The organism is Pedobacter sp. P26 (genome assembly GCF_050632135.1).
In the GTDB taxonomy this organism is placed as follows: Bacteria; Bacteroidota; Bacteroidia; order Sphingobacteriales; family Sphingobacteriaceae; genus Pedobacter.
This window is the reverse complement of sequence record NZ_CP192574.1, coordinates 2,533,290-2,553,376: the sequence shown is the minus strand read 5'-3', so window position 1 is coordinate 2,553,376 and position 20,087 is coordinate 2,533,290. Positions and strand designations below refer to the sequence as shown.

Below are 20,087 nucleotides of genomic sequence, written 5' to 3'. Positions count from 1 at the left end.
ACTACTCGTAAGATTTGGAACCTGTTATTCCTTTTTCACTCATAAAACTTCTGATTTTCGAACGTTTCTTTATTTCCGACTCTTCTTCTGCTTGGTTTTCGATTAAAATTTTCTTTTTACGGGGATTGTATTTAATTATTTTTCCTTTTTCATCGCGTGGTGGTTGGGTAACAATACAGGCTTTTACTACCGCTTCGGCACCATAGCTGTTACGCACCTTATCCATGGCCTGGTAAAGACTATACTCTTCTTCGGCGACATCATATAAACCAATCTGTTCGTAACCACTCACCAGGTGCGAAAGTTTTACACCCACCAGGCGCAGCAGCATCCGTTTTGAATATACCTTTTCGAACAGGCTATGTGCTTTGCTAATCAGAAATGAATCGAGCGAGGTATAAGGAATCCGCTCCTGCTGGGTAACGGTTTCGAAATTGGTGTAACGCACGGTTACCGTAATACAGGCAGTTAGTTTTTTCTGATTACGCAACTGAAAGGTTAGTCCGCTAACCATTCCGGTTATAATAGCCTTTAATTTAGCCATATCCATGGTATCACTTTCGAAAGTGGCCTGTGTACCAATTGATTTTCTTTCGCGGTAAGGTACCACAGGCGAAAGGTCGATCCCGTTTGCTTTTTGCCATAAACTTAAACCATGCTGTCCCAAAATTTTAAACATGAGCTGTTGTGGTATCTGCGTAAGCGTAAGGATTTCGCGAACCCCCATTTCGCTTAGTTTTTTATAAGTAGCATGACCAATACCCGGAATTTTATGAATAGCCAAAGGATCGAGAAAGGGCCGCAACTCAGGAAAAGTAACCTGCCGTTCGCCACCAGGTTTAGATTCGTTCGTGGCTATTTTGGCTACGGTTTTATTGATCGACAGGCCGAAGGAAATAGGCAATTTCATTTCTTTAATAATAGTTTGCCGGAGTTCTGACGCGAATTTCATACAACCAAAAAAGCGGTCCATGCCCGTCATATCGATATAATGTTCGTCGATACTCGCTTTCTCGAAAAGAGGAACTTTATCGGTGATGATTTCGGTAATCTCGTGCGATGCCCTGGAATATTCTTCCATATCACCTTTTAAAAATATAGCCTGGGGGCAGAGCAATTTTGCGGTACGGCCCGGCATGGCGGAGTGAATGCCATATTTACGGGCTTCGTAACTGCAAGAGGCCACCACGCCCCTATCGCCACCACCCCCAATAATTACGGGTTTACCCAGCAATTTGGGATTTTTTCTGATTTCTACCGATACAAAAAATGCATCCTGATCCATATGAATAATCTGCCTTTCTTTATCCATTCTAGTATTATAAGGGGGATGATTAAAATCAAAATTACTAATATTTTTAGTTAATTAAAGATTCTGAAAAGATAAATTTTCAACAAAATACTAATAATATTAGTTTTTTTTACCCTTTGCGCTATGCTTAGGAAAATAGGTTCAGATTAAAAAACGATTGATATTTATGGGGAAATCAACGCGATGTTGCGTGCGCACACGAATCCAGGAAATAGGATAGTAACTATATAAGGTATTTAAGAAGTGTAACTTTATTCAATTTTAGTGAGTAAACTATTCCATCATCCATTTTACATCATTTCTGATCATTAAGTAGAAGATAAAATGTATTCATCTATAATCACAGATATCTTAATCTCAATTAACTAAATAAATACACTTGCTACCAGATAACTTGATTTTTTATACTAAGCAATATCAGGTATAATACTTATATAACCGTTCATTTTAAATAATCTGAAATTATTTTAGTCAGAACTATAGCTTTAGCTTAGCGAATTAAATAAAACTTTGTCTGTTTTAGAATGTTAAATTAGTAACAAATATTTAATCTATGAAAACTAAAGACAATAAAAACACAGATAAAAAAGAGCATAAAAGCGAAGGAAGCTCAAAAGAAAAGGCTTCCTTCGATCAAAATGGGAAGGGTTCTTCAGATAAATTTGGTCAGGCTGGCTCTACACCTAATGAATCAGGAGCGAGTGGGCCTGGTACTGTAGATAAAAGCAAAAAGCTTAGAAAGATAAAAGAGTATTATACTCTTTTATCTTTCATAAATGCTCATCTTTTCAGCTAGCTCTATAATGCTTTTTATTTTCAGCTTTTGAAAAAGTCTCAATTTATACGTACTTACTGTACCCATTTGAAGCTTTAACTGATTAGAAATTTCCAATACACCAATACCTTTTGTTAAAAGTTCTGCCACTTCAAGTTCTCTGCCTGAAAGTTTAGTGAAAGGATTATCGGCATCATTACCCAATATGCTGTTGAACATATTCTCTTTAACATTTCTGCTCGAATAGCGGCTGCCAGCTAAAATTGTCGTAATTGCAGTCACGATTTCCGATTCTTCAGCATTTTTGGTCAGGTAACCAGAAGCACCCGATTTTAAATAAGGTACAGCATAAATATTTTTCATTTAGAGACGAAAATACCAGGATTTTAGCGTTGGGCTGTACCAACTTAATTTGATCGATTACCTTAAGGTTATTACCTCCAGGCAAGTTTACATCAATGATGATTAAACTTGGTGATTTTTCTACTTCCACAAGCGCCTGCTCTAGCGTGGATGCATGAATGATTTCAACACCAGGCCAAAAGTCTGATATTAAACCTTTTAAGCCACGGCGGATGATTTCATGATCATCAGCGATGAGCACAGTGAAAGTACTTACGGCATTTTTTGTTTTCATTATATTAAGGATATTCTGCAAGTTAGTAAAAAGTTATTTTTTTTACGCAATTGTAGTTAATTTTTCGCTTAAATATGTAAATATTATTATACACATTTCAACAATTTTGTTTAATAATATTAAGAGTTACCAATGTAATGTTCAACTCAACCCAAGAATATGATGAGGAAATCTCATGCTTTTCACGGCTATAGCCTTTGTAATCGCCAATTGAGCAAGGGTAACAGAAAATATTTTTGTTAATAGTCAATAGTACAAATAAAGATTTAGTAGGCCTCAAAACACCTCGACCTGTAATCAATACTGCCTATATTATGGTAATTAAACAGGCAATGTTTGGCCTGAAGTCATACCCAAATGCCTGACTGTGCCCACAACACTAATCGTTTTAATGTTGGTATTAATCGAATTTTGGCAACCAGATGAACAAAAACAAGGGAAGTCAGTTTAGTTATGAGACCCTAAGTTGGTTGTCTCAATTTTTAATGAGTGCCCGCACGTATCAGCGTACTATCGATTTTCTTGCACCCCTCGAATACCTGTAGTATTTTCTTAGACACGATGATTCCGTTTGCACATGATAGTGACTACCGGAAATTTGAAAAATGATTAGATCTTAGCCCGGATACGACTGAGTGTTTCCAGCCTGATGGCCAGAAAGGATGCGATGTGTTTTAAGGAAACGCGGTTTATCAGGTCAGGAAAAGAAACCAGAAATCGTTTATATCTTTTTTCTGCAGAAGAAATCCTACAAAGATAGGCACGCTCCTCTGCCGAACGGTAATATAACTCCATCATTTTTCTGCCCACAATGTTGGCTTCAGCGAAGTTTTCAAACAGGTAATCTGACAATACATGCGGAATGGCAATTAAATCCACATCTTCCAACGCCTGCAAATACTCTTCCGAATCACCTTCTACCCATAAATTACGTATTGTTCCCACCACTTCATTTTCTTTTGCAATCCAGGTGGTAATTTCGGTACTTCCATCTTTTATAAATCCCCTCACCACCCCTTTTACAATCAAAAATAAAAATTTATTGCGGTCAACCGGAGAAACCAGGTATTTGTTCTTTTTATAACTAATCGGAAATGTATGCTGGTTAATGCGCCTTTCTATTTCATCATTTAGTGGATGAAACTTTTTAAAAACATCAATTAAAGGCGAAAAATTATTATATTTCTTCCACCTCTCCTCATCAGATAAGTTAACTGCGATCATAGAAATTACCGTTTGGATAGACGATTTTCTCTTTTAAGTAAGAGAATCACTACGTAATAATAAGAACATTGATTTTAAAAAAGAAGTTTTTATTTATTTATAAATTTAAAAACACCCTAAAACTCCTTTTCAACGCCAAGACCAAATAAAGCAAAGTCATATTTAACCGGATCTAAAGGATCAAATTCCTTTAAATGAGTGGTTAATTCTACGGCTGTTAACCAATCTGTTTGCTTACGGTTAATGAGACCGAGCAAGCGCCCTACCCTATCTACATGCACATCGCATGGGCAAATCAGATCTTTAGATTTTAACGTATTCCAGATCCCAAAATCAACACCTTTATCATCAGCCCTGACCATCCACCTTAAAAACATGTTCAAGCGCTTGCACGTCGATTTTTGTTGCGGTGAAGAAATGTGTTTCTTAGTACGGTGCGGAAAATCTTCCAATGAGAAAAAATAGGACCTGAAATGGTTCAATGCCTGCTCAATCGTAAAATGGAGATCAGCGATAGAAGAAACTTCTACACTCCGCTTTGTTGAAGAAATTTCCAGGTATTCAGATCTAAAAATATCCTGTTGAGGAATAAAGGCCTGCTCCAGGCTATCAAAATTTTGATAATGCTGTTTAAAAAACGAGATAAAATAGAGTAGATCCGTATCGTTAAAGGTGCGGTGTTTAAAATTTAGCAAACGCCTTAAATCATCATCACTGTGGTGAATCACAAAATCGTGGGGTGCATTATCCATCCGTTCAAGCAACTCCCGACATTTATTGATAATCGTCTTCCGTTGCCCCCAGGCCAAAACCGCAGCAAAAAAACCTGAAATTTCAATATCCTGCTTTTTCTCGAAAAGATGCGGAATACAAACCGGATCGTTTGCTATAAAATCAGGCTGATTATACTGTTCAACTTTGCTATCAAGAAAATTTTTCAGCTCCAGAAATTGCATATAAGTAATTATTTAAACGAAAATAGCAGCACAAGTTTGGCAACCTAAACCGGATTGAAACGGTATCCTTTTTTGTTTTGCAGATTTTAATGAAGCAGGTACTTCAACAAAAAAGATTTAGTGTAAAGCCGGACAAACATTAACTTTGGAATAGAAATGGCTTTACAAAAAAACCGGGCAAATGCTAATCAAAATGCCCGATTGAAATTTTATACCAATGCCCTTTCGAGATCTTCTAAAAGATCGTCGATATCCTCTACCCCAACACTTAAACGAAGTAAGTTATCGGTAACACCAACCTTTTCTCTCTCCTCTTTCGGGATAGAGCCATGTGTCATGGTAGCCGGATGATTGATCAGTGACTCTACCCCACCTAAAGATTCAGCAAGCGTAAATACTTTAAAATTAGAGGAGATCCTGAAAGTTTCTTCCAAATCAGCTCCTTTCAGGGTAATCGAAATCATACCTCCAAAGCCACGCATCTGCTTTTTAGCAACATCATGGTTAGGATGATCTTCAAAACCCGGCCAATAGATTTTATCAACTTTTGGATGTGTTTTTAAATAATGCGCAATACGTTCGCCATTTTCGCAATGTGCTTTCATCCTTAAATGAAGTGTTTTAATTCCCCTCAAAACCAGGAAAGCATCTTGTGGACCAGGCGTTGCACCACAGGCATTGTAAATAAACCAAAGGTCTTTATACAATTGTTCATCATTGGTTACCAAAGCGCCCATCACCACATCAGAGTGACCGCCAATATATTTGGTTACCGAGTGCATTACAATATCAGCGCCTAAATCGATAGGGTTCTGCAGGTATGGCGACGCAAAAGTATTATCAACTGTCAATATCAAATTTTTCTCTTTGGTAATTTTTGCTACGCCTTCAATGTCGATAATCTGCATTGTTGGATTGGTAGGTGTTTCTATCCATACCAGTTTCGTCTTATCGTTAATATACGGCAGCATATTCTCTGGCTTAGAAAGATCCAGAAAATGAAATTTGATCCCGTATTTGGTATAGATTTTAGTAAAAATGCGGTAAGAACCACCATAAAGATCATTTCCGGTAATTACTTCATCGCCTGGCTGTAATAATTTCAGTACTGCATCTGTAGCGCCCATTCCACTCGAAAATGCCAGGCCATATTTAGCATTTTCCAAAGCAGCTAAACAATCTTCCAAAGCTTTACGTGTTGGATTGGTACCTCTTGAATACTCGTACCCTTTGTTATCTCCAGGAGATTTTTGCCAATAGGTAGAGGTTTGATATATTGGTGTCATTACAGCACCTGTTGTTGGATCAGGCTCCTGGCCTGCATGTATGGCTTTAGTTGCGAATTTCATTTTTTTTAAGATTTGAGATGTGAGAAACTGGATTTGAGACAGGAGATGTGAGAAACTAGATTTGAGACAGGAGATGTGAGATTACATCTCATCTCAAATCTCACATCTCAAATCTACCTAATAAGCTCTTGCAAACAACACTCTCTGAATAGATGGCTTGCCAGAATAAATACAAACACCATCTTCCAGTTTATTATCTAAAGGAATACAACGGATGGTTGCTTTTGTTTCCTCTTTAATTTTTTGTTCCGTTTCTGGTGTTCCGTCCCAGTGTGCAGCAATAAAACCAGCTTTTGTATCTAACAGTTCCTGAAACTCTTCGTAACTATTAGCTTCCGTAATATGCTCATCCCGATAAGCTAATGCCTTGCTGAACATGCTTTGCTGAATATCTTCCAGTAATTTGGCAATGTATATATCCAGACCTTCCTGCGGTACAGTTTGTTTTACTTTGGTATCTCTGCGGGCAATTTCTACGGTTTTATTCTCCAAATCACGACTGCCGATCGCAATACGCACTGGCACACCTTTTAACTCGTAATCAGCAAATTTAAAGCCCGGGCGCTGCGTATCCCTGTCGTCATATTTTACCGAGATCCCCATGCCTTTTAAACGCATGATTAGCTCGTTAACGTATGCCGAAATTTTAGACAGGTCCTCATCGCCTTTATAAATTGGAACAATAACCACTTGAATTGGCGCCAGTTTTGGTGGAATAATCAATCCGGAATCATCACTGTGGGCCATAATTAATGCACCCATTAAACGTGTAGAAACGCCCCATGATGTAGCCCAAACATGATCTAATTTTCCATCTTTACCTGTAAACTTAACATCAAAAGCTTTAGCAAAATTCTGGCCTAAAAAGTGAGATGTTCCTGCTTGCAAAGCTTTACCATCCTGCATCAAAGCCTCAATACAATAAGTATCTAGCGCCCCTGCAAAACGTTCATTTGGCGATTTACGACCTCTGATTACCGGAACGGCTAACCAGTTTTCGGCAAAATCGGCATAAATGTGTAACATGCGTTCTGTTTCCTCAATTGCCTCTTCTGCGGTTGCGTGTGCAGTATGCCCCTCTTGCCACAGAAATTCAGCAGTACGTAGAAATAATCTGGTACGCATTTCCCATCTTACTACATTCGCCCATTGATTGATCAATATTGGAAGATCACGGTATGATTGAATCCATCCTTTGTAGGTATTCCAGATGATTGTTTCTGAAGTCGGACGAACAATCAATTCCTCTTCCAGTTTAGCAGTTTCATCAACCACAATATTCCCGTTACCGTCATTTTTTAAACGATAGTGTGTTACAACGGCACATTCTGTCGCAAAGCCCTCAACGTGAGAAGCTTCCTTGGAGAAAAATGACTTTGGGATGAATAAAGGGAAATAGGCATTTTGATGGCCTGTATCCTTAAACATTTTATCCAAAACAGCCTGCATTTTTTCCCAAATAGCATAGCCATTCGGCTTGATAACCATACAACCACGTACTGCAGAATGTTCTGCCAGGTCTGCTTTAATCACGATATCATTATACCACTGGGAATAATCGGCTTCTCTACTTGTAATTTCTTTGCTCATGTTATGTATTTGGAACGTAATTTGTACGTTAAAAAGTGTAAAATTCGATAGCAAATTTATAAATTTATGCCTACAAACGATTAAGAATTGATATCAATTATAATTTAACGTTTTTAGACTAAGTAAATAGTTAAGAATTAGTTACTTTTGAAACCTGTTTATCAATATTCGTGAACACACACAACTAATATAAACACAATGAAACCAATTAAATTTTTACCCATTGTTATGATTGCTGCTGCTGGGTTGGTGGCTTCATGCTCTACATCAAAATTGGCTCAAACCAAGCCTGCTGATGATGTTTATAACTCTGTAGCGAAAGCCAGGGAGGTGGAAATGGCACCTCAACCTCAGAACCGGCAAGGCCAGCAATATCAGGCCCAGGGTCAGGAAGAATATGATGAATATTATGGCACAAGTAATCCTTATTATGATATGGATTACTCTTCAAGGATCAACCGTTTTTACAATGGTTACAGCTTTCAGGGCTACTATGATCCATATTTCGACAACTATTATTACGGTAGCAGCTACGGACCATCCAATTATTTAGGGATTGGATTGGGTTGGGGCAACGGTTATGGCTTAGGTGGCTGGGGCGGCGGATTCGGTATGGGTTATGGCTACGGAAGTATCTGGAATAACCCGTTCTATTATGGTAACTATGGTTACGGATGGAACAATCCTTATGGTTGGAATTCATGGGGACCTAATTCATACTATGACCGTTACGGTTGGGGCGGCGGATATTACGGCGGAGGCTGGGGTATCGGCGGTGGATACTATGGTGGTGGTGTGTATACCAATAGCGGTAGCTACAGACCAAGACCTGGAAGTAATGACAGAGGCGTGCCAAGATATGGAAACACTGCAGGAAATGCAGGCAGACCAAGTAGATCTGGCGTAAGTAATCCAAACGGTGTTTCTTATTCACCAAATAACAATGCTGGCAGACCTGTAAGAAACCAAGGTGGGTATACCCAAAACCAAGGCAATCAAAGTGGCAGACCGACCAGGAATGATGGTTATGCACCTCAAGGTACACAAAGCAGCAGACCTACCAGAAACGAGAGCTATAATCCACCTGCAAGAACCGAGAGCAGACCAAGTTATTCACCTCCACCATCAAATGGCGGAGGAGGCGGTGGTTCCAATGGCGGCGGAGGCGGCGGTGGCTCAAGGCCATCAAGAGCTGGAAGAGGTTAATTATAAAATCAAAACACACAAATGAAAAAAATCATCCTGGCTTCTCTAGTAGCTACAGTAGCTGCTATGGGAACAACATACGCCCAAAGTTACGCGCCTGATGCGTTCCGTTTCTCTCAAACCAATTATGGTACCTCTGCCCGGTTTAAAGGAATGGGTGGCGCGCAAATTGGTGTTGGTGGCGATATTGGTTCAATTAATGCTAACCCTGCGGGTTTAGGTTTATTTACCAAATCAGAATTTAGTATTACTCCAGAATTTAATTCAGTATCAAATAATAGTGCATATTTAGGAAATAATACAAAAGCTAATAAAAGCCAGATTAATCTGAACAATATTGGCGTAGTATTCTACAGCCCTGCTGCCAAAATGAAAGGATCTGATGTAGATAAAGGTTTAGTGAGTACAGTATTTGGTTTAAGTTATACCCGAAATAACGATTTTTTAAATAATATCAGTTACAACGGAACTAATACAAACAGCTCGATAAGGGATTCTTACGTAGATCAGGCAAATAATTTCGGGGTAACAAACAGCATCGCGGGTGATGCTTATAACAGTTTTCTTATCAATAAAAATACCCCCACTTTTCCTAACAAATATTCTGCAGAGCCTTATAACAATACGAATTTTAAGCAAAACTGGGATGAGGCACGTTTAGGTTCGACTTCAGAATTTAATGTTGCAGGTGCGTTAAACTTTGGAAATAAGGTATATATTGGTGCAACAGCCAGTTTTGTGAATGTAAAATACACCAGCGATGCTACCTTCACAGAATCAGGTGTGGTTAACTCCTACAATGATGGCGACGCTGTTCCTACCTACAACGGAAATGAAAATTATAATCTTACCCACTATAGGAATCAGGAAACTAAAGGTGGTGGCTTCAATTTAAAATTGGGTGCTATTTTCAGACCAGTTAGCGAGTTAAGGATCGGTTTAAACTTCCAGACTCCAACCTGGATGAATATTGAAGACAATACCAGTGAGACTTTACAGGCTACTACTGCTGGAAATGCTAATACCGGGCCAACTAATTCGAACAACCCAACTCAATATTATTCATTTACTTATAATTTGCGTACACCTTTAAAAGCTTCTGCAGGTATTAGTTACGTAATTGCAGGTACTGCATTAATATCAGCTGATGTGGATTATGTAGATTATTCTTCGATGCGTTTTTCTGATTCTAATGGATCTGACCGTACCACAATTAACGATAATAATGCATTTATTAAAGCATCTTATAAAGAAGCTGTTAACTATAGAGTTGGTGCTGAAGTAAAAGTAACCAACGAATTGAGTTTACGTGCAGGTTACGGCGTAAATGGAAACGGTGTTAAAGGTGGCGATAATAAATTTTATCAGGGTCAATACTATACTGGTGGACTTGGTTATCGCATTGACAATTACTATTTCGATGTGGCATACCAGAACTACAAAACAAATTTCAGTTCAAGCCCTTATTTGTTGGATGATTATTCTGAGCCCGTTGCTGATGTGAAAAGCAAAAGGAACAATGTATTTTTAACTTTTGGAGTGAGATTTTAAATTTTGAAAACACCATACATAAACGGCTTCAGTTAAACACTGAGGCCGTTTTTATTTATTCTTCACCATAATTTCTTTCTCCCCATAAACCACTCCCCCATCCGTTACGCCTTGTACAATAATTTTAAATGGTCCGGTTAAATCGCCCGTATTAAAACTAATGGATGTTTCACCTTTAATCATTACCTGATAGTTCCAATACACCGTTGAAAAACTGATGGGTTCGTTTTTGTTATTAATATCAGACACATAGAACTCTTTGGCAAGATTGATTCCCTTGAGGATGGTAATATTAGGCTTACGCTCTGCCTCCAAACATCCCGGGTAAATGATTTCACCACCTTTCCCGTCAGAATAAGTTTTACCAATTACCGGACTTCTACTGCCAGCATCCGCAATATGATTAGGGCAGTTTAGAATGTTATACCTGCAAACATAATCACCACATTTATTATAAGTTCTTTTGGCATAATCAGTGTTTTGATTATTCTTAGTTATCACCACTTCTTTAAGTTTGATACCAGCAGCCGAAGTGATGCTTTGATAAGCATTATTCAGTACTTCAGCTCTTACATGGGGAAGCTCAAAATTTTGCTGTAAAATGTGTTTTGTCAGTTCTTCTTGCGGGTTATTTATTTCAAGCGAGTAAAGATCATATCTATCGGCAACCATTCCCAGCCAAACCTGGGTTTTCGGTTCTTTAATCAGGAGATGATTAAATGGAATATTAAATCTGCCTGCACTGTCTGTATCCAGAAAATTAAGGTTTTCACCTGCTATTGTTGTTAAGCCTATGGGGCTGGTCAGTAACTTTTTTCTTCTGGTAATTTCACCATGATATTCAAAGCTTGAAAGTACTGATTTTTCATCAACTACCTCTTCTTCAGGCCACTTATACCTGCTCCAGGTTTTAATCAGAAGTACATCATTCACATAATTCTGATCCACATACTTTAAACCCATCGGTCGGTTAGGAAGAGGTTTTAAATGTTGTTGTAAATAAAAATAATCGACAATATTCTGGTTATTCCCAACTGAAATCCTATTGGCCTGGGTACATGAAACAGAAACCAGTGCTGTAAGTGGGGCTTTACTTTTACCACTTACGTTCAATTTTAAATTCACCTGATCTCTTGTGCCATATTCATTTTTATCTGTCGATAATTCGGTCTGATTAAGCATGTCGTAATGTGCAAAGAAAATCCTTTCGGCCATCGGCCGGTAGTTACTGTCGAGAATAGTTACGGAATTTAGTCCAATAGGTACAAAATCTAATTCAAATCTTATGTTTTGGGTTTTACCAGCTGCCAAAATTAAATCGTCATACAAAAAAACATCAGCGAAATTATGCACCAGAACATGAACTTTTTGATTGCTACTGGCCTCCAGCTGTAGCCTGAATTCATTTTCGGCTATTGCCGTGCCTGCTTCTAAAACAGCTCCATGTTTTAATGCCGCAGGTAAATGATAACTGATACCTCCCTGTTCATTACCAAAAAGTTTAACATAATACTTTTTTGATGGCTGTGGACAGATTGAAAATGAACCAAGCCCTGTAGAATTGCTCTCGAGGGTATCAATTACCATATCATTTTCATACAAGACACCCGCTGCTTTTATTGCAGTGCCTTCCAGGTTTTTAATTTCAAAACCTACCTTCGAGGTTAAGCGCTCAACCAGGTAACCTCCTTCAGGGTAAAACTGAATCTGATAATTTGAACGGTTCCTTACCGGAAGATTAAACTTGATGTGCCTGATATCTTTACCTTTTTTGATGGAAACATTAAGTTGATTATTATCCGCTGTAATTTTATCCGCAGGAAAGTTAATCATCAGTTCACCAATTATGCTGCTTTTAGCTGAACCAGTGAGCAATGTTTGTTTGTCCTTACCGATCTGATATTTTATTTCTGCATTTTCAACAAAACGGTTATCGCTGGATAAAACTTTTAACAATGCTGTCCCATTTTTGCTTTGCTCATCATACGCTTTAAAAAGAGAAATACTGGCTGTTAACGGATTTACAGTAGTAGATTTAATGATAATGGGTTGCACAAATCCGCCATCTGGCTGATTATCCTTTTTAATATTGGTATTCGCCACAAAACGATAGGAACCACCCGGAAGTGAGTCAGGCAAAGTAAGTGCACCACATGCAACTCCTTTTTCAATCAAAAATTTATCCTGGATTATGACACTGCTATCATTGTTGTTGATCAATGATAAATAAAGGGTGTGGTATTGATCTAAATTCGTAATCGTTTTAAGCAGATATCCGGTAAACCAAACCTGATCATTATTGGTGTATACAGTTTTGTCGAAATGAACGAACAGATTAGATTGAACCGTTTCTAAACCATAGCGGTTAATATTTAACGCCACACTATCAAGTTTTACATCCTGCGCCTTTGCCTTTACTAATAAAAGCATGATGCAGGTAAAGAGGATTTGAAATTTTGAAAGCATATTTGGATGATCTGGCTAAAAATCGAAATTTTTAGCTAGAATCTCAAATTATCTCCAATTAGTGACTTAACCCTCAGAACAGTTTATAGGATGATATCATTTAAAATGATCTCTAAATTTTAACTATTCCATGCTTCACCGCATACAAAGCCAATCCTGTGCGACTTTTTAACTGTAATTTTTCGCATAAGGAATTTCTATAACCATCAATGGTACGCGGACTCACAAACATTTCAGCCGCAATTTCATTATACGTTTTTTCGGTACAGGTATATTTCAGAAAGTCCATTTCCCTTTCTGTAAGTTTTACGAATTCTGATATTTTCGAATTTGTAGCTAACGAACTTAATGACTGCATAACTTTCCTCGTAACCAGGTCATTATAAAAATACCCCTTACTGATCACCTCGTCAAAAGCACGCTTGAGCTCTTCAGGCTCGGCATCTTTTAGTACATAACCTTTGGCACCATTAGTAATCATTTTAATAATGGCAGTTTCTGCATCCATGGTACTTAGAGCAAGTATATTTACTTCCGGATGATTTGTCCGCAGCCACGAAGCCGTACTATACCCATCCATCTCGGGCATGTTGATATCCAACAATACAATATCAGGTACATCGTATATTTTTAACTGCCTGATAAAATCTTTTCCATTAGCAGCTTCAAATAATATGTTGTAGGATGGAAAATAGCTGATCAAAGCGGCCAATCCTTTTCTAAACAAAACGTGATCATCAACTAAGGCTATATTTTTAATCTGGTCAGACATAAGGAATGGTTAAGATAATTTTAGTTCCATTATTAATCACACTGTTGATTATAACTTCTCCCATAATTAGTGTAGCGCGTTTTACAATATTCTGAAGTCCCAACCCAGTCTCAATTTTCTCTTTTTCACCTGCACTAAAACCGACACCATTATCTTTGATGGTTATATTGAGCTGTTCCGAAAAATCAAATCCAACATCAATTGCGGTGGCTTGGGCATGTTTTAATATATTTTGTAAACTTTCCTGTACAATCCGGAAGATGATGATTTTCTTCTGTTCTGCAATCTGCTGTTCGTTACCGGTTACCTCAACTTTGCAAACAATAACTCCTGCCCTGCCTATGCGCTGTAGTTCCTGTTCTACCGCCTGCAACAAACTTAATTCCTGGATACGGCTTGTACTCAAACTTTTCGCAATATCACGTAAATCGGTAAGGGCATTGCCTACATTTCCTTTAATTTCAGTGATCAATGATTTATCGCTGATTTCTTTTTGCTCCAGAATGCTCAATTGCAGTTTAGCCAAACTTAGTAACTGCCCAACGTTATCATGTATTTCTTCACTTATTGTTTCAAAAGTCTGCTCCTGCATTTCGAGCCGCGATTGCAGCAATTGCTCACCATATTGTTTTTCCAGCTCTCCTTTTTCTTTTGCATACTGGAATTTCTTTTTCTGAAAATAGAGCATAAAGAAAACAATCGCACTACTAAGTGCAAAAAAAATAATGATACTGGGAATAATTACAAAGAGGACTTCTTTGTCTTGATCGTTGTGCATATAAAGGCGTAGGCAAATAAACAATACATAATAATATTGGTTATTAAATTTAATTTCTTTAGTTTAACGGCAAGTTGTTCATAGTTTTCTGTCAAATAATGGAACATCCCCATATAGGGTACAACGCAGGTGTAATAAACAATTAAACCTATAGCAATCCAGAATTCACCCTCACTAAAAAGTGATGTAGTTTCTTCGGAAGTTAATTTTTCATAGCAATAAATAAGTGCAAAAAAGATAATAAATGTTCCACCAAACACAAAAGCATAGCTACTCCACTGTAGTATATTAAAACAGTAAAAACTAAATATGTACCAAAGAACCGGGAACATTACTAAGAATAATTTTATTACTTTTTGTAAGTAAACATTTTTGATAATCTGTTTAAAGAAATAGGCGTAAAACATAAATTCTATCAAAATAAAAAAATTATACTGGGGTAGCGTATTACCCTCATAACCAAACTCTTGCTTAAATAAGAATACACTAAGCTCAAGCAAAAAAGTATAAACAGATAACAAAGCAACCGTTTTTAGCTGCTTTGTTAATTTTAATCGAAAGCAAACACCTACTAATGAGGAGATTGCTAAAGAGACGAGATATAAATACTTAAGATACATAAATTTAATATGTATCTAAAATAAGCATTTACTATTTATCTGAGACATCAAGTGCTGCCATATTATCGGTTGATGGCGGTGGAGTGGGATCTCCGGTATCAAAAGTATCTCCACGAAATCCATTCATAGTTACCTCAAGTCTTTCATTAAATTCATCGCTATCAATATCTTCTATCCCAATATCCTTTTTTCCACTCATAAAGGTAAAAGCAATAGTTAATCGCTGTTTTCTTTCTTCCTGATTTGGTACTGGTTTTGGAAATGAATAAGCTAGATTGGTATAAGATACGAAACGGATACCAAACCCAGTTACCATATTTCCAGGCTTTGCATTTTGGATTTCCATTTCTTCAATTGTTTCCGTTATCTGAATTAAGCTAAACCATATATGCTTAGTTTCCTGGTAATGATTTAATCTATCATTTTCCGATAGCGTTTCGAAAAGCATACCACGTTTTACATTTTGATAATTATGAACCCAGATTCTTGCCTGATCTTCTTGAACCTTATCAAAAGTTTTTCCATTATAAGCGAAGTAATTTTTATTATCAACTTTATCAACACCTTCAGTTATTCCGAAAATGAGTGTTAGTAGACCACATTTACCTCTTGTTACAGTTCCATCACTAGATGGGGAGGCAAAATATACCCTAACACCATCATCCTTAGCTTTAAGATTTTCTTTCAGAAGCTTAAAAAACTCAATAGCACTTACGATATTCTCAAAATCCAGTCTGTTGTTTTCTTGCATTCCTTCTTGCAACGATGTAATGGTATTAAGTATAGGATACTTATAATAATTAAACCATTGTTCACGATAATTGCTTTCTTGTTTGGTTACAAAAGTACACGGTAAAGGTTTCATAGCTTTTAATTTAGTTTGAGGTTTATAAAATAACTTATACCTAAATATACACGATCAGAATTTGAAATTGAAAATCCTAAAACCATGCATCAGCTATGTAAACAGCATTTTAGCCACCTAAAAACCAAGATATAATACATTTAAAATTACTTTTTACTTTCTTTTTCCATCTTCCATTTATTTTAAAATACCGTGATTTCACGGCAACTCATTGCGGTTTTCACGCGTATAAATTCGCATGTTTTCACGCTTGATTTGGATAGGCTTTCAAAACTAGCTTTGGATAAGAAAGATGGCAGAGTAAATCGATCATTTTTTGTATCCCATTACAAATATGATGGGTTAATCAACAAGAAACTAAAAACCTAAAATCATGACAAAACTCTCATTAAACAAAGTCGAATCTTTTATCAAAGATCTTGACCAAAAGCCAGGACTAAAACAGGAATTTGAAGCCAATCCGCAGGATACCTTAATTAAAAATGCAGCGTCCAATCCTAAAAATGATGTCTGGATATACAGACTGGTTGTTAGTGCATTAAGTCTAGTTTTATTGGTTGTCACTACAGGTATTTTAATTAATGTTAAAGAGATACAGGCTGCTGATAAAGTAATTACCATTATAGCTTCAATCGGTTCTGCGGTAATTGGTGCATTGGCTGGCTTATTGGCTCCTTCTGCCAATCAGGATGACAACTAAATTAAAATTATTTGAATAAAAAATAATTTTACGAAAATCACTTCACCAACCTTTCTAACAAGCACTTACCCTTTAATTCAACTAAAATGGAAATCAAAAAATATCAACTTGAGCCAGAAGTAAGACAATTCAATGGAATTGCTGAACAGGACAAAATTTTTCTGTCTATTCAAATTGGAAACGGACAGATTGGCGGTTCTAAAGTTATGCTTGGTGCACAACAACTTGCCAAAGGGAATTTAACGCAATACACTTTTATAGGCGATTCCAACAATCTAGTAAATAAAGAAATAGAGATAGAAACAAACGTACTGGACGTAAATCAATTTACAAATAAATGCGTAATTACGACAACCATTCTTAATCTAGAGAATAAGGTCTTATTTACGAAAATCGATGTTGGAGAAGCTCCAGAAAATGGAATCGCAAGTTTTAAAGGTAAATACAGACTTATGCTTCTAACATTATTATTTTTTATTATCGGCTTTAACATCAACAAGGTGTCTGCACAATCAATATCCGATAAAATAACTTTTCAGAATTTGGAAACCCCCTCTTCGCCGGGTTTTATTCTACTAGATAAAACACCATCATCAATTGAAAAACCAACTACACCACAAGGTTTTGGAGTAAATGTTTTAGGCTTATTACAAGGTAAGGGCGGTGCTATGGAATTTGCACCATTTTGGCTGGTTAACCACCCTAAGCTTTCAGCAGAAAAAATGTACAAGAATAGAATGCCCATATTATATAATTTTTCGATTTCCGCAGCCACAGTAAAAACTGATACTTCAAGCTATATCGCAGGTGGTATACGAACAAGATTATTTCAATCGTACAACAAAGAGATTCTTAACAAACTAGATTCGATTAAAACTGAAATTGAAAATGCACTAGCCATTCTTGATACGACCAAAATTACAGCATTACAAAAAATCTACTCAGGGTTAATAGGCAACCCAATTTTTACTATAGATGCCGCAGGAGCAATTGGTGGGGGGTCCAATACAAATTCTTTTAGTGATGCAAAAATAAACAGATGGGCTACGTGGCTCTCTTTTAACTGGCGACCCAAAGGCGATAATTTTTATATTACGGCTGTTACGAGGTATATAAATAATGAAAAATTTGAAGATTATACTGCTAAAGCTGATTTATTAGATGTTGGAACCAGATTGAATTATGATATTTTAAAATTCTGTCTATCACTTGAATATCTGCAAAGGTTTAATCTGACTAAAAACAATGGTTCTGATGACAGGATTGCCATAATAGGTAGCTACAAGCTTTCTGATAATATTTATTTTACGACCACATTTGGAAAAAATTTTAGTGAAGTAAATAATATTATCGCATTAGCTGGAATAAACTTTGGAATATCTAAATCTAAAATTAAAGCTTATTAAGATGATAAACCACTTACACCACCCCAAATAACGCTCCACCTTCTTTACCCATTTCATCAATCTTAGCCTCTACCACTCCATCCTTAATTAATTCAGGTGCGTGGTGGGGCTTTTTCCTTGCATCAATAATCAACGAGCCTTTACATCCCCAATGTTTATTAATGGTAAAATCGTTGATACCATATATATCTGCTGCCGGATTGCTCCTGGTAAAAGCTACCCAAACCAGATTATCAATATTGGCAGCTGTAAACTCAGCATCATCGGCCAATATAATTATAGGCAGACCAGATAAATCCTGATCAATCAGGGCCATGTTCAGCATCGCAATTTCTGCAGCTGTTTTCTCTGGATTCAGGTATTTATTAGCCGCTAAAACCAAAACGCCTGGCATGACAATTTTGGGCTGATAAAAAGCCTCACTCAATTTCAGTCCCTCAGGAACATGACTCCACAATTCTCTTTTTTGATTACCTGCTGCAGCAATCACCACTTTCGAACCACTGTTTAATCCGTCGCCACTGTAATCCAGCGTATCAATGGTGGTATTGGTATAAAAATGGATATCTCTTGTTAAATCAATCCGCTGTAATATATGTTTGATAAAATCTTCAATATGATGTGTACTCAGTTGCTGATCATCTTCTTTAGCCGCTATAAAAAGGTATTTGGCCAAACTCAACTGATTTTTACCCAGAATGTGGTTGGCAATGGTCAAAATCTCCTGTGGTCTTCTTTCTTTTAAATATGGCGTATAACGTTCGCTACCGATGGCAAAAAGTAAAGGGTGCACGCCAGCAGCATCTACGGCATGAACTTCTTTTAAACCATGTATTTCCTGTGGAATGGCCGAACCTGTAATCTCATGAATCAATGCACCAAAACTGGTATCTTCCTGCGGTGGGCGACCAACAACAGTAAACGACCATATCGCATCTTTTTTATGGTACACATTGTGCACTTTCATTAAAGGAAATGGGTGTGTTAAGCTATAATAACCCAAATGATCACCAAATGGTCCTTCTGGTTTATTTTCATTTGGATAAACGGTGCCGGTGATGATAAAATCGGCATCAGCAGAGATGCAGAAACCTTCATCATCATAAAAATAACGGAAGCGCCTGTCGCCAAGGGCACCGGCAAAAGTCATTTCCGACAAACCTTCCGGCAATGGCATTACGGCAGCCAAAGGATGTGAAGGTGGACCTCCGACAAAAACACTTACTTTTAAAGGCTGTCCAAGGGCATTCGCTTTCGATTGGTGCACGCCTATCCCCCTGTGGATCTGATAGTGCAAACCAATTTCTTTATCCTGGATATAATCGTTTCCTCCTAACTGAATACGGTACATCCCTAAATTAGCATTAAGTACACCTGGTTTATCTATATCTTCAGTATAAACCTGTGGCATGGTAACAAATGGGCCACCATCCATCGGCCAGTTAACAATCTGAGGCAACTGACTGATGCTTGTTTTTAAAAATTTATTTTTTGCAGAAGGTGTTTTGAGCGGCAAAGCTGATAAAGCCGACATTGCCGAACCTGCATATTTAAAAGGATTTTTCAATGCTTTTATAGGATCGTTTCTTAAAGAAACCAATTGCTGCACCTTTGGCAAGGTATCCCTAAAAATGAATTTTGATCTTTCTAAAGTTCCGAATAGATTAGAAACCGCAGGAAAAGGGCTCCCCTTAACTTTTTCGAATAACAGTGCCGGTCCCTCCTTTTCGTAAACCCTTAAATGGATGGCGGCCATTTCTAAGTAAGGATCTACTTCTTCTTTGATTCTGATTAAATGACCGTGCTTTTCAAGATCGGAAACACATTCTGCTAAACTTTTGTACGCCATTCCCAAAGATAAATATTTAGATTTCCAATGA

At 37.3% G+C, this 20,087-nt stretch carries 17 protein-coding genes; 5 read left to right on the top strand and 12 right to left on the bottom strand.

Annotated features, from left to right (window positions below; all coding sequences use genetic code 11):
- Position 1: 1 nt before the first annotated feature.
- Positions 2-1,312 (bottom strand): DNA polymerase IV, encoded by a 1,311-nt coding sequence (dinB, locus tag ACQ86H_RS11710; protein ID WP_431294951.1) that lies wholly within the window; start codon positions 1,310-1,312, stop codon positions 2-4.
- 553 nt (positions 1,313-1,865) lie between these two features.
- Between dinB and ACQ86H_RS11705 the strand changes: the two genes are divergently transcribed.
- On the top strand, positions 1,866-2,108 hold the full coding sequence (locus ACQ86H_RS11705) for a hypothetical protein (RefSeq protein WP_431294950.1): 243 nt from the start codon (positions 1,866-1,868) through the stop codon (positions 2,106-2,108).
- Here the strand turns inward: ACQ86H_RS11705 and ACQ86H_RS11700 are convergent.
- The 6 genes from ACQ86H_RS11700 to proS form a co-directional block, all read right to left on the bottom strand.
- On the bottom strand, positions 2,076-2,450 hold the full coding sequence (locus ACQ86H_RS11700; protein WP_431294949.1) for a LuxR C-terminal-related transcriptional regulator: 375 nt from the start codon (positions 2,448-2,450) through the stop codon (positions 2,076-2,078). The genes ACQ86H_RS11705 and ACQ86H_RS11700 overlap by 33 nt on opposite strands.
- Entirely contained in the window at positions 2,383-2,724 is a 342-nt protein-coding gene (locus ACQ86H_RS11695) for a response regulator (RefSeq protein ID WP_431294948.1), read from the bottom strand. Before ACQ86H_RS11695 ends, ACQ86H_RS11700 begins: the two co-directional genes overlap by 68 nt.
- Positions 2,725-3,333: 609 nt before the next feature.
- Positions 3,334-3,948: a Crp/Fnr family transcriptional regulator gene (locus tag ACQ86H_RS11690; protein WP_138821758.1), complete on the bottom strand. Its 615-nt coding sequence runs from the start codon at positions 3,946-3,948 to the stop codon at positions 3,334-3,336.
- 116 nt (positions 3,949-4,064) lie between these two features.
- Entirely contained in the window at positions 4,065-4,904 is an 840-nt protein-coding gene (locus ACQ86H_RS11685) for a TIGR02757 family protein (RefSeq protein ID WP_138821759.1), read from the bottom strand.
- 209 nt (positions 4,905-5,113) lie between these two features.
- Positions 5,114-6,253 (bottom strand): cystathionine gamma-synthase, encoded by a 1,140-nt coding sequence (locus ACQ86H_RS11680; protein ID WP_431294947.1) that lies wholly within the window; start codon positions 6,251-6,253, stop codon positions 5,114-5,116.
- A 117-nt stretch (positions 6,254-6,370) separates the two neighbouring features.
- Entirely contained in the window at positions 6,371-7,843 is a 1,473-nt protein-coding gene (gene proS / locus ACQ86H_RS11675; protein ID WP_431294946.1) for a proline--tRNA ligase, read from the bottom strand.
- Between the two features lie 198 nt (positions 7,844-8,041).
- Here proS and ACQ86H_RS11670 point away from each other — a divergent pair, with 198 nt between their 5' ends.
- Positions 8,042-9,049 carry a hypothetical protein gene (locus ACQ86H_RS11670; protein ID WP_431294945.1) on the top strand — a complete coding sequence of 336 codons (1,008 nt, stop codon included), beginning with the start codon at positions 8,042-8,044 and terminating at the stop codon, positions 9,047-9,049.
- Between the two features lie 21 nt (positions 9,050-9,070).
- Complete coding sequence (locus tag ACQ86H_RS11665; RefSeq protein WP_431294944.1) at positions 9,071-10,600, top strand: OmpP1/FadL family transporter; 1,530 nt, start codon at positions 9,071-9,073, stop codon at positions 10,598-10,600.
- 51 nt (positions 10,601-10,651) lie between these two features.
- Here the strand turns inward: ACQ86H_RS11665 and ACQ86H_RS11660 are convergent, their stop codons facing one another.
- The 4 genes from ACQ86H_RS11660 to ACQ86H_RS11645 all read right to left on the bottom strand — a co-directional run bounded on the left by ACQ86H_RS11660 (position 10,652) and on the right by ACQ86H_RS11645 (position 16,101).
- Positions 10,652-13,030, bottom strand: coding sequence for a hypothetical protein (locus ACQ86H_RS11660; RefSeq protein ID WP_431294943.1), 2,379 nt, complete (start codon positions 13,028-13,030; stop codon positions 10,652-10,654).
- A gap of 148 nt (positions 13,031-13,178) precedes the next feature.
- The gene (locus ACQ86H_RS11655; protein WP_431294942.1) at positions 13,179-13,838 is read right to left on the bottom strand and encodes a response regulator; all 660 of its coding nucleotides are present in this window, start codon (positions 13,836-13,838) and stop codon (positions 13,179-13,181) included.
- Positions 13,831-14,616, bottom strand: a complete 786-nt coding sequence (locus ACQ86H_RS11650) for a sensor histidine kinase (RefSeq protein ID WP_138821766.1) — start codon at positions 14,614-14,616, stop codon at positions 13,831-13,833. Before ACQ86H_RS11650 ends, ACQ86H_RS11655 begins: the two co-directional genes overlap by 8 nt.
- A gap of 651 nt (positions 14,617-15,267) precedes the next feature.
- Positions 15,268-16,101 carry a hypothetical protein gene (locus ACQ86H_RS11645; RefSeq protein ID WP_431294941.1) on the bottom strand — a complete coding sequence of 278 codons (834 nt, stop codon included), beginning with the start codon at positions 16,099-16,101 and terminating at the stop codon, positions 15,268-15,270.
- Between the two features lie 373 nt (positions 16,102-16,474).
- Here ACQ86H_RS11645 and ACQ86H_RS11640 point away from each other — a divergent pair, with 373 nt between their 5' ends.
- Positions 16,475-16,801, top strand: a complete 327-nt coding sequence (locus ACQ86H_RS11640; RefSeq protein WP_431294940.1) for a hypothetical protein — start codon at positions 16,475-16,477, stop codon at positions 16,799-16,801.
- A gap of 86 nt (positions 16,802-16,887) precedes the next feature.
- Complete coding sequence (locus ACQ86H_RS11635; RefSeq protein WP_431294939.1) at positions 16,888-18,207, top strand: hypothetical protein; 1,320 nt, start codon at positions 16,888-16,890, stop codon at positions 18,205-18,207.
- A 13-nt stretch (positions 18,208-18,220) separates the two neighbouring features.
- Here ACQ86H_RS11635 and ACQ86H_RS11630 read toward each other — a convergent pair whose 3' ends face one another.
- Positions 18,221-20,056 carry a UbiD family decarboxylase gene (locus ACQ86H_RS11630; protein WP_431294938.1) on the bottom strand — a complete coding sequence of 612 codons (1,836 nt, stop codon included), beginning with the start codon at positions 20,054-20,056 and terminating at the stop codon, positions 18,221-18,223.
- Positions 20,057-20,087 lie beyond the last annotated feature (31 nt).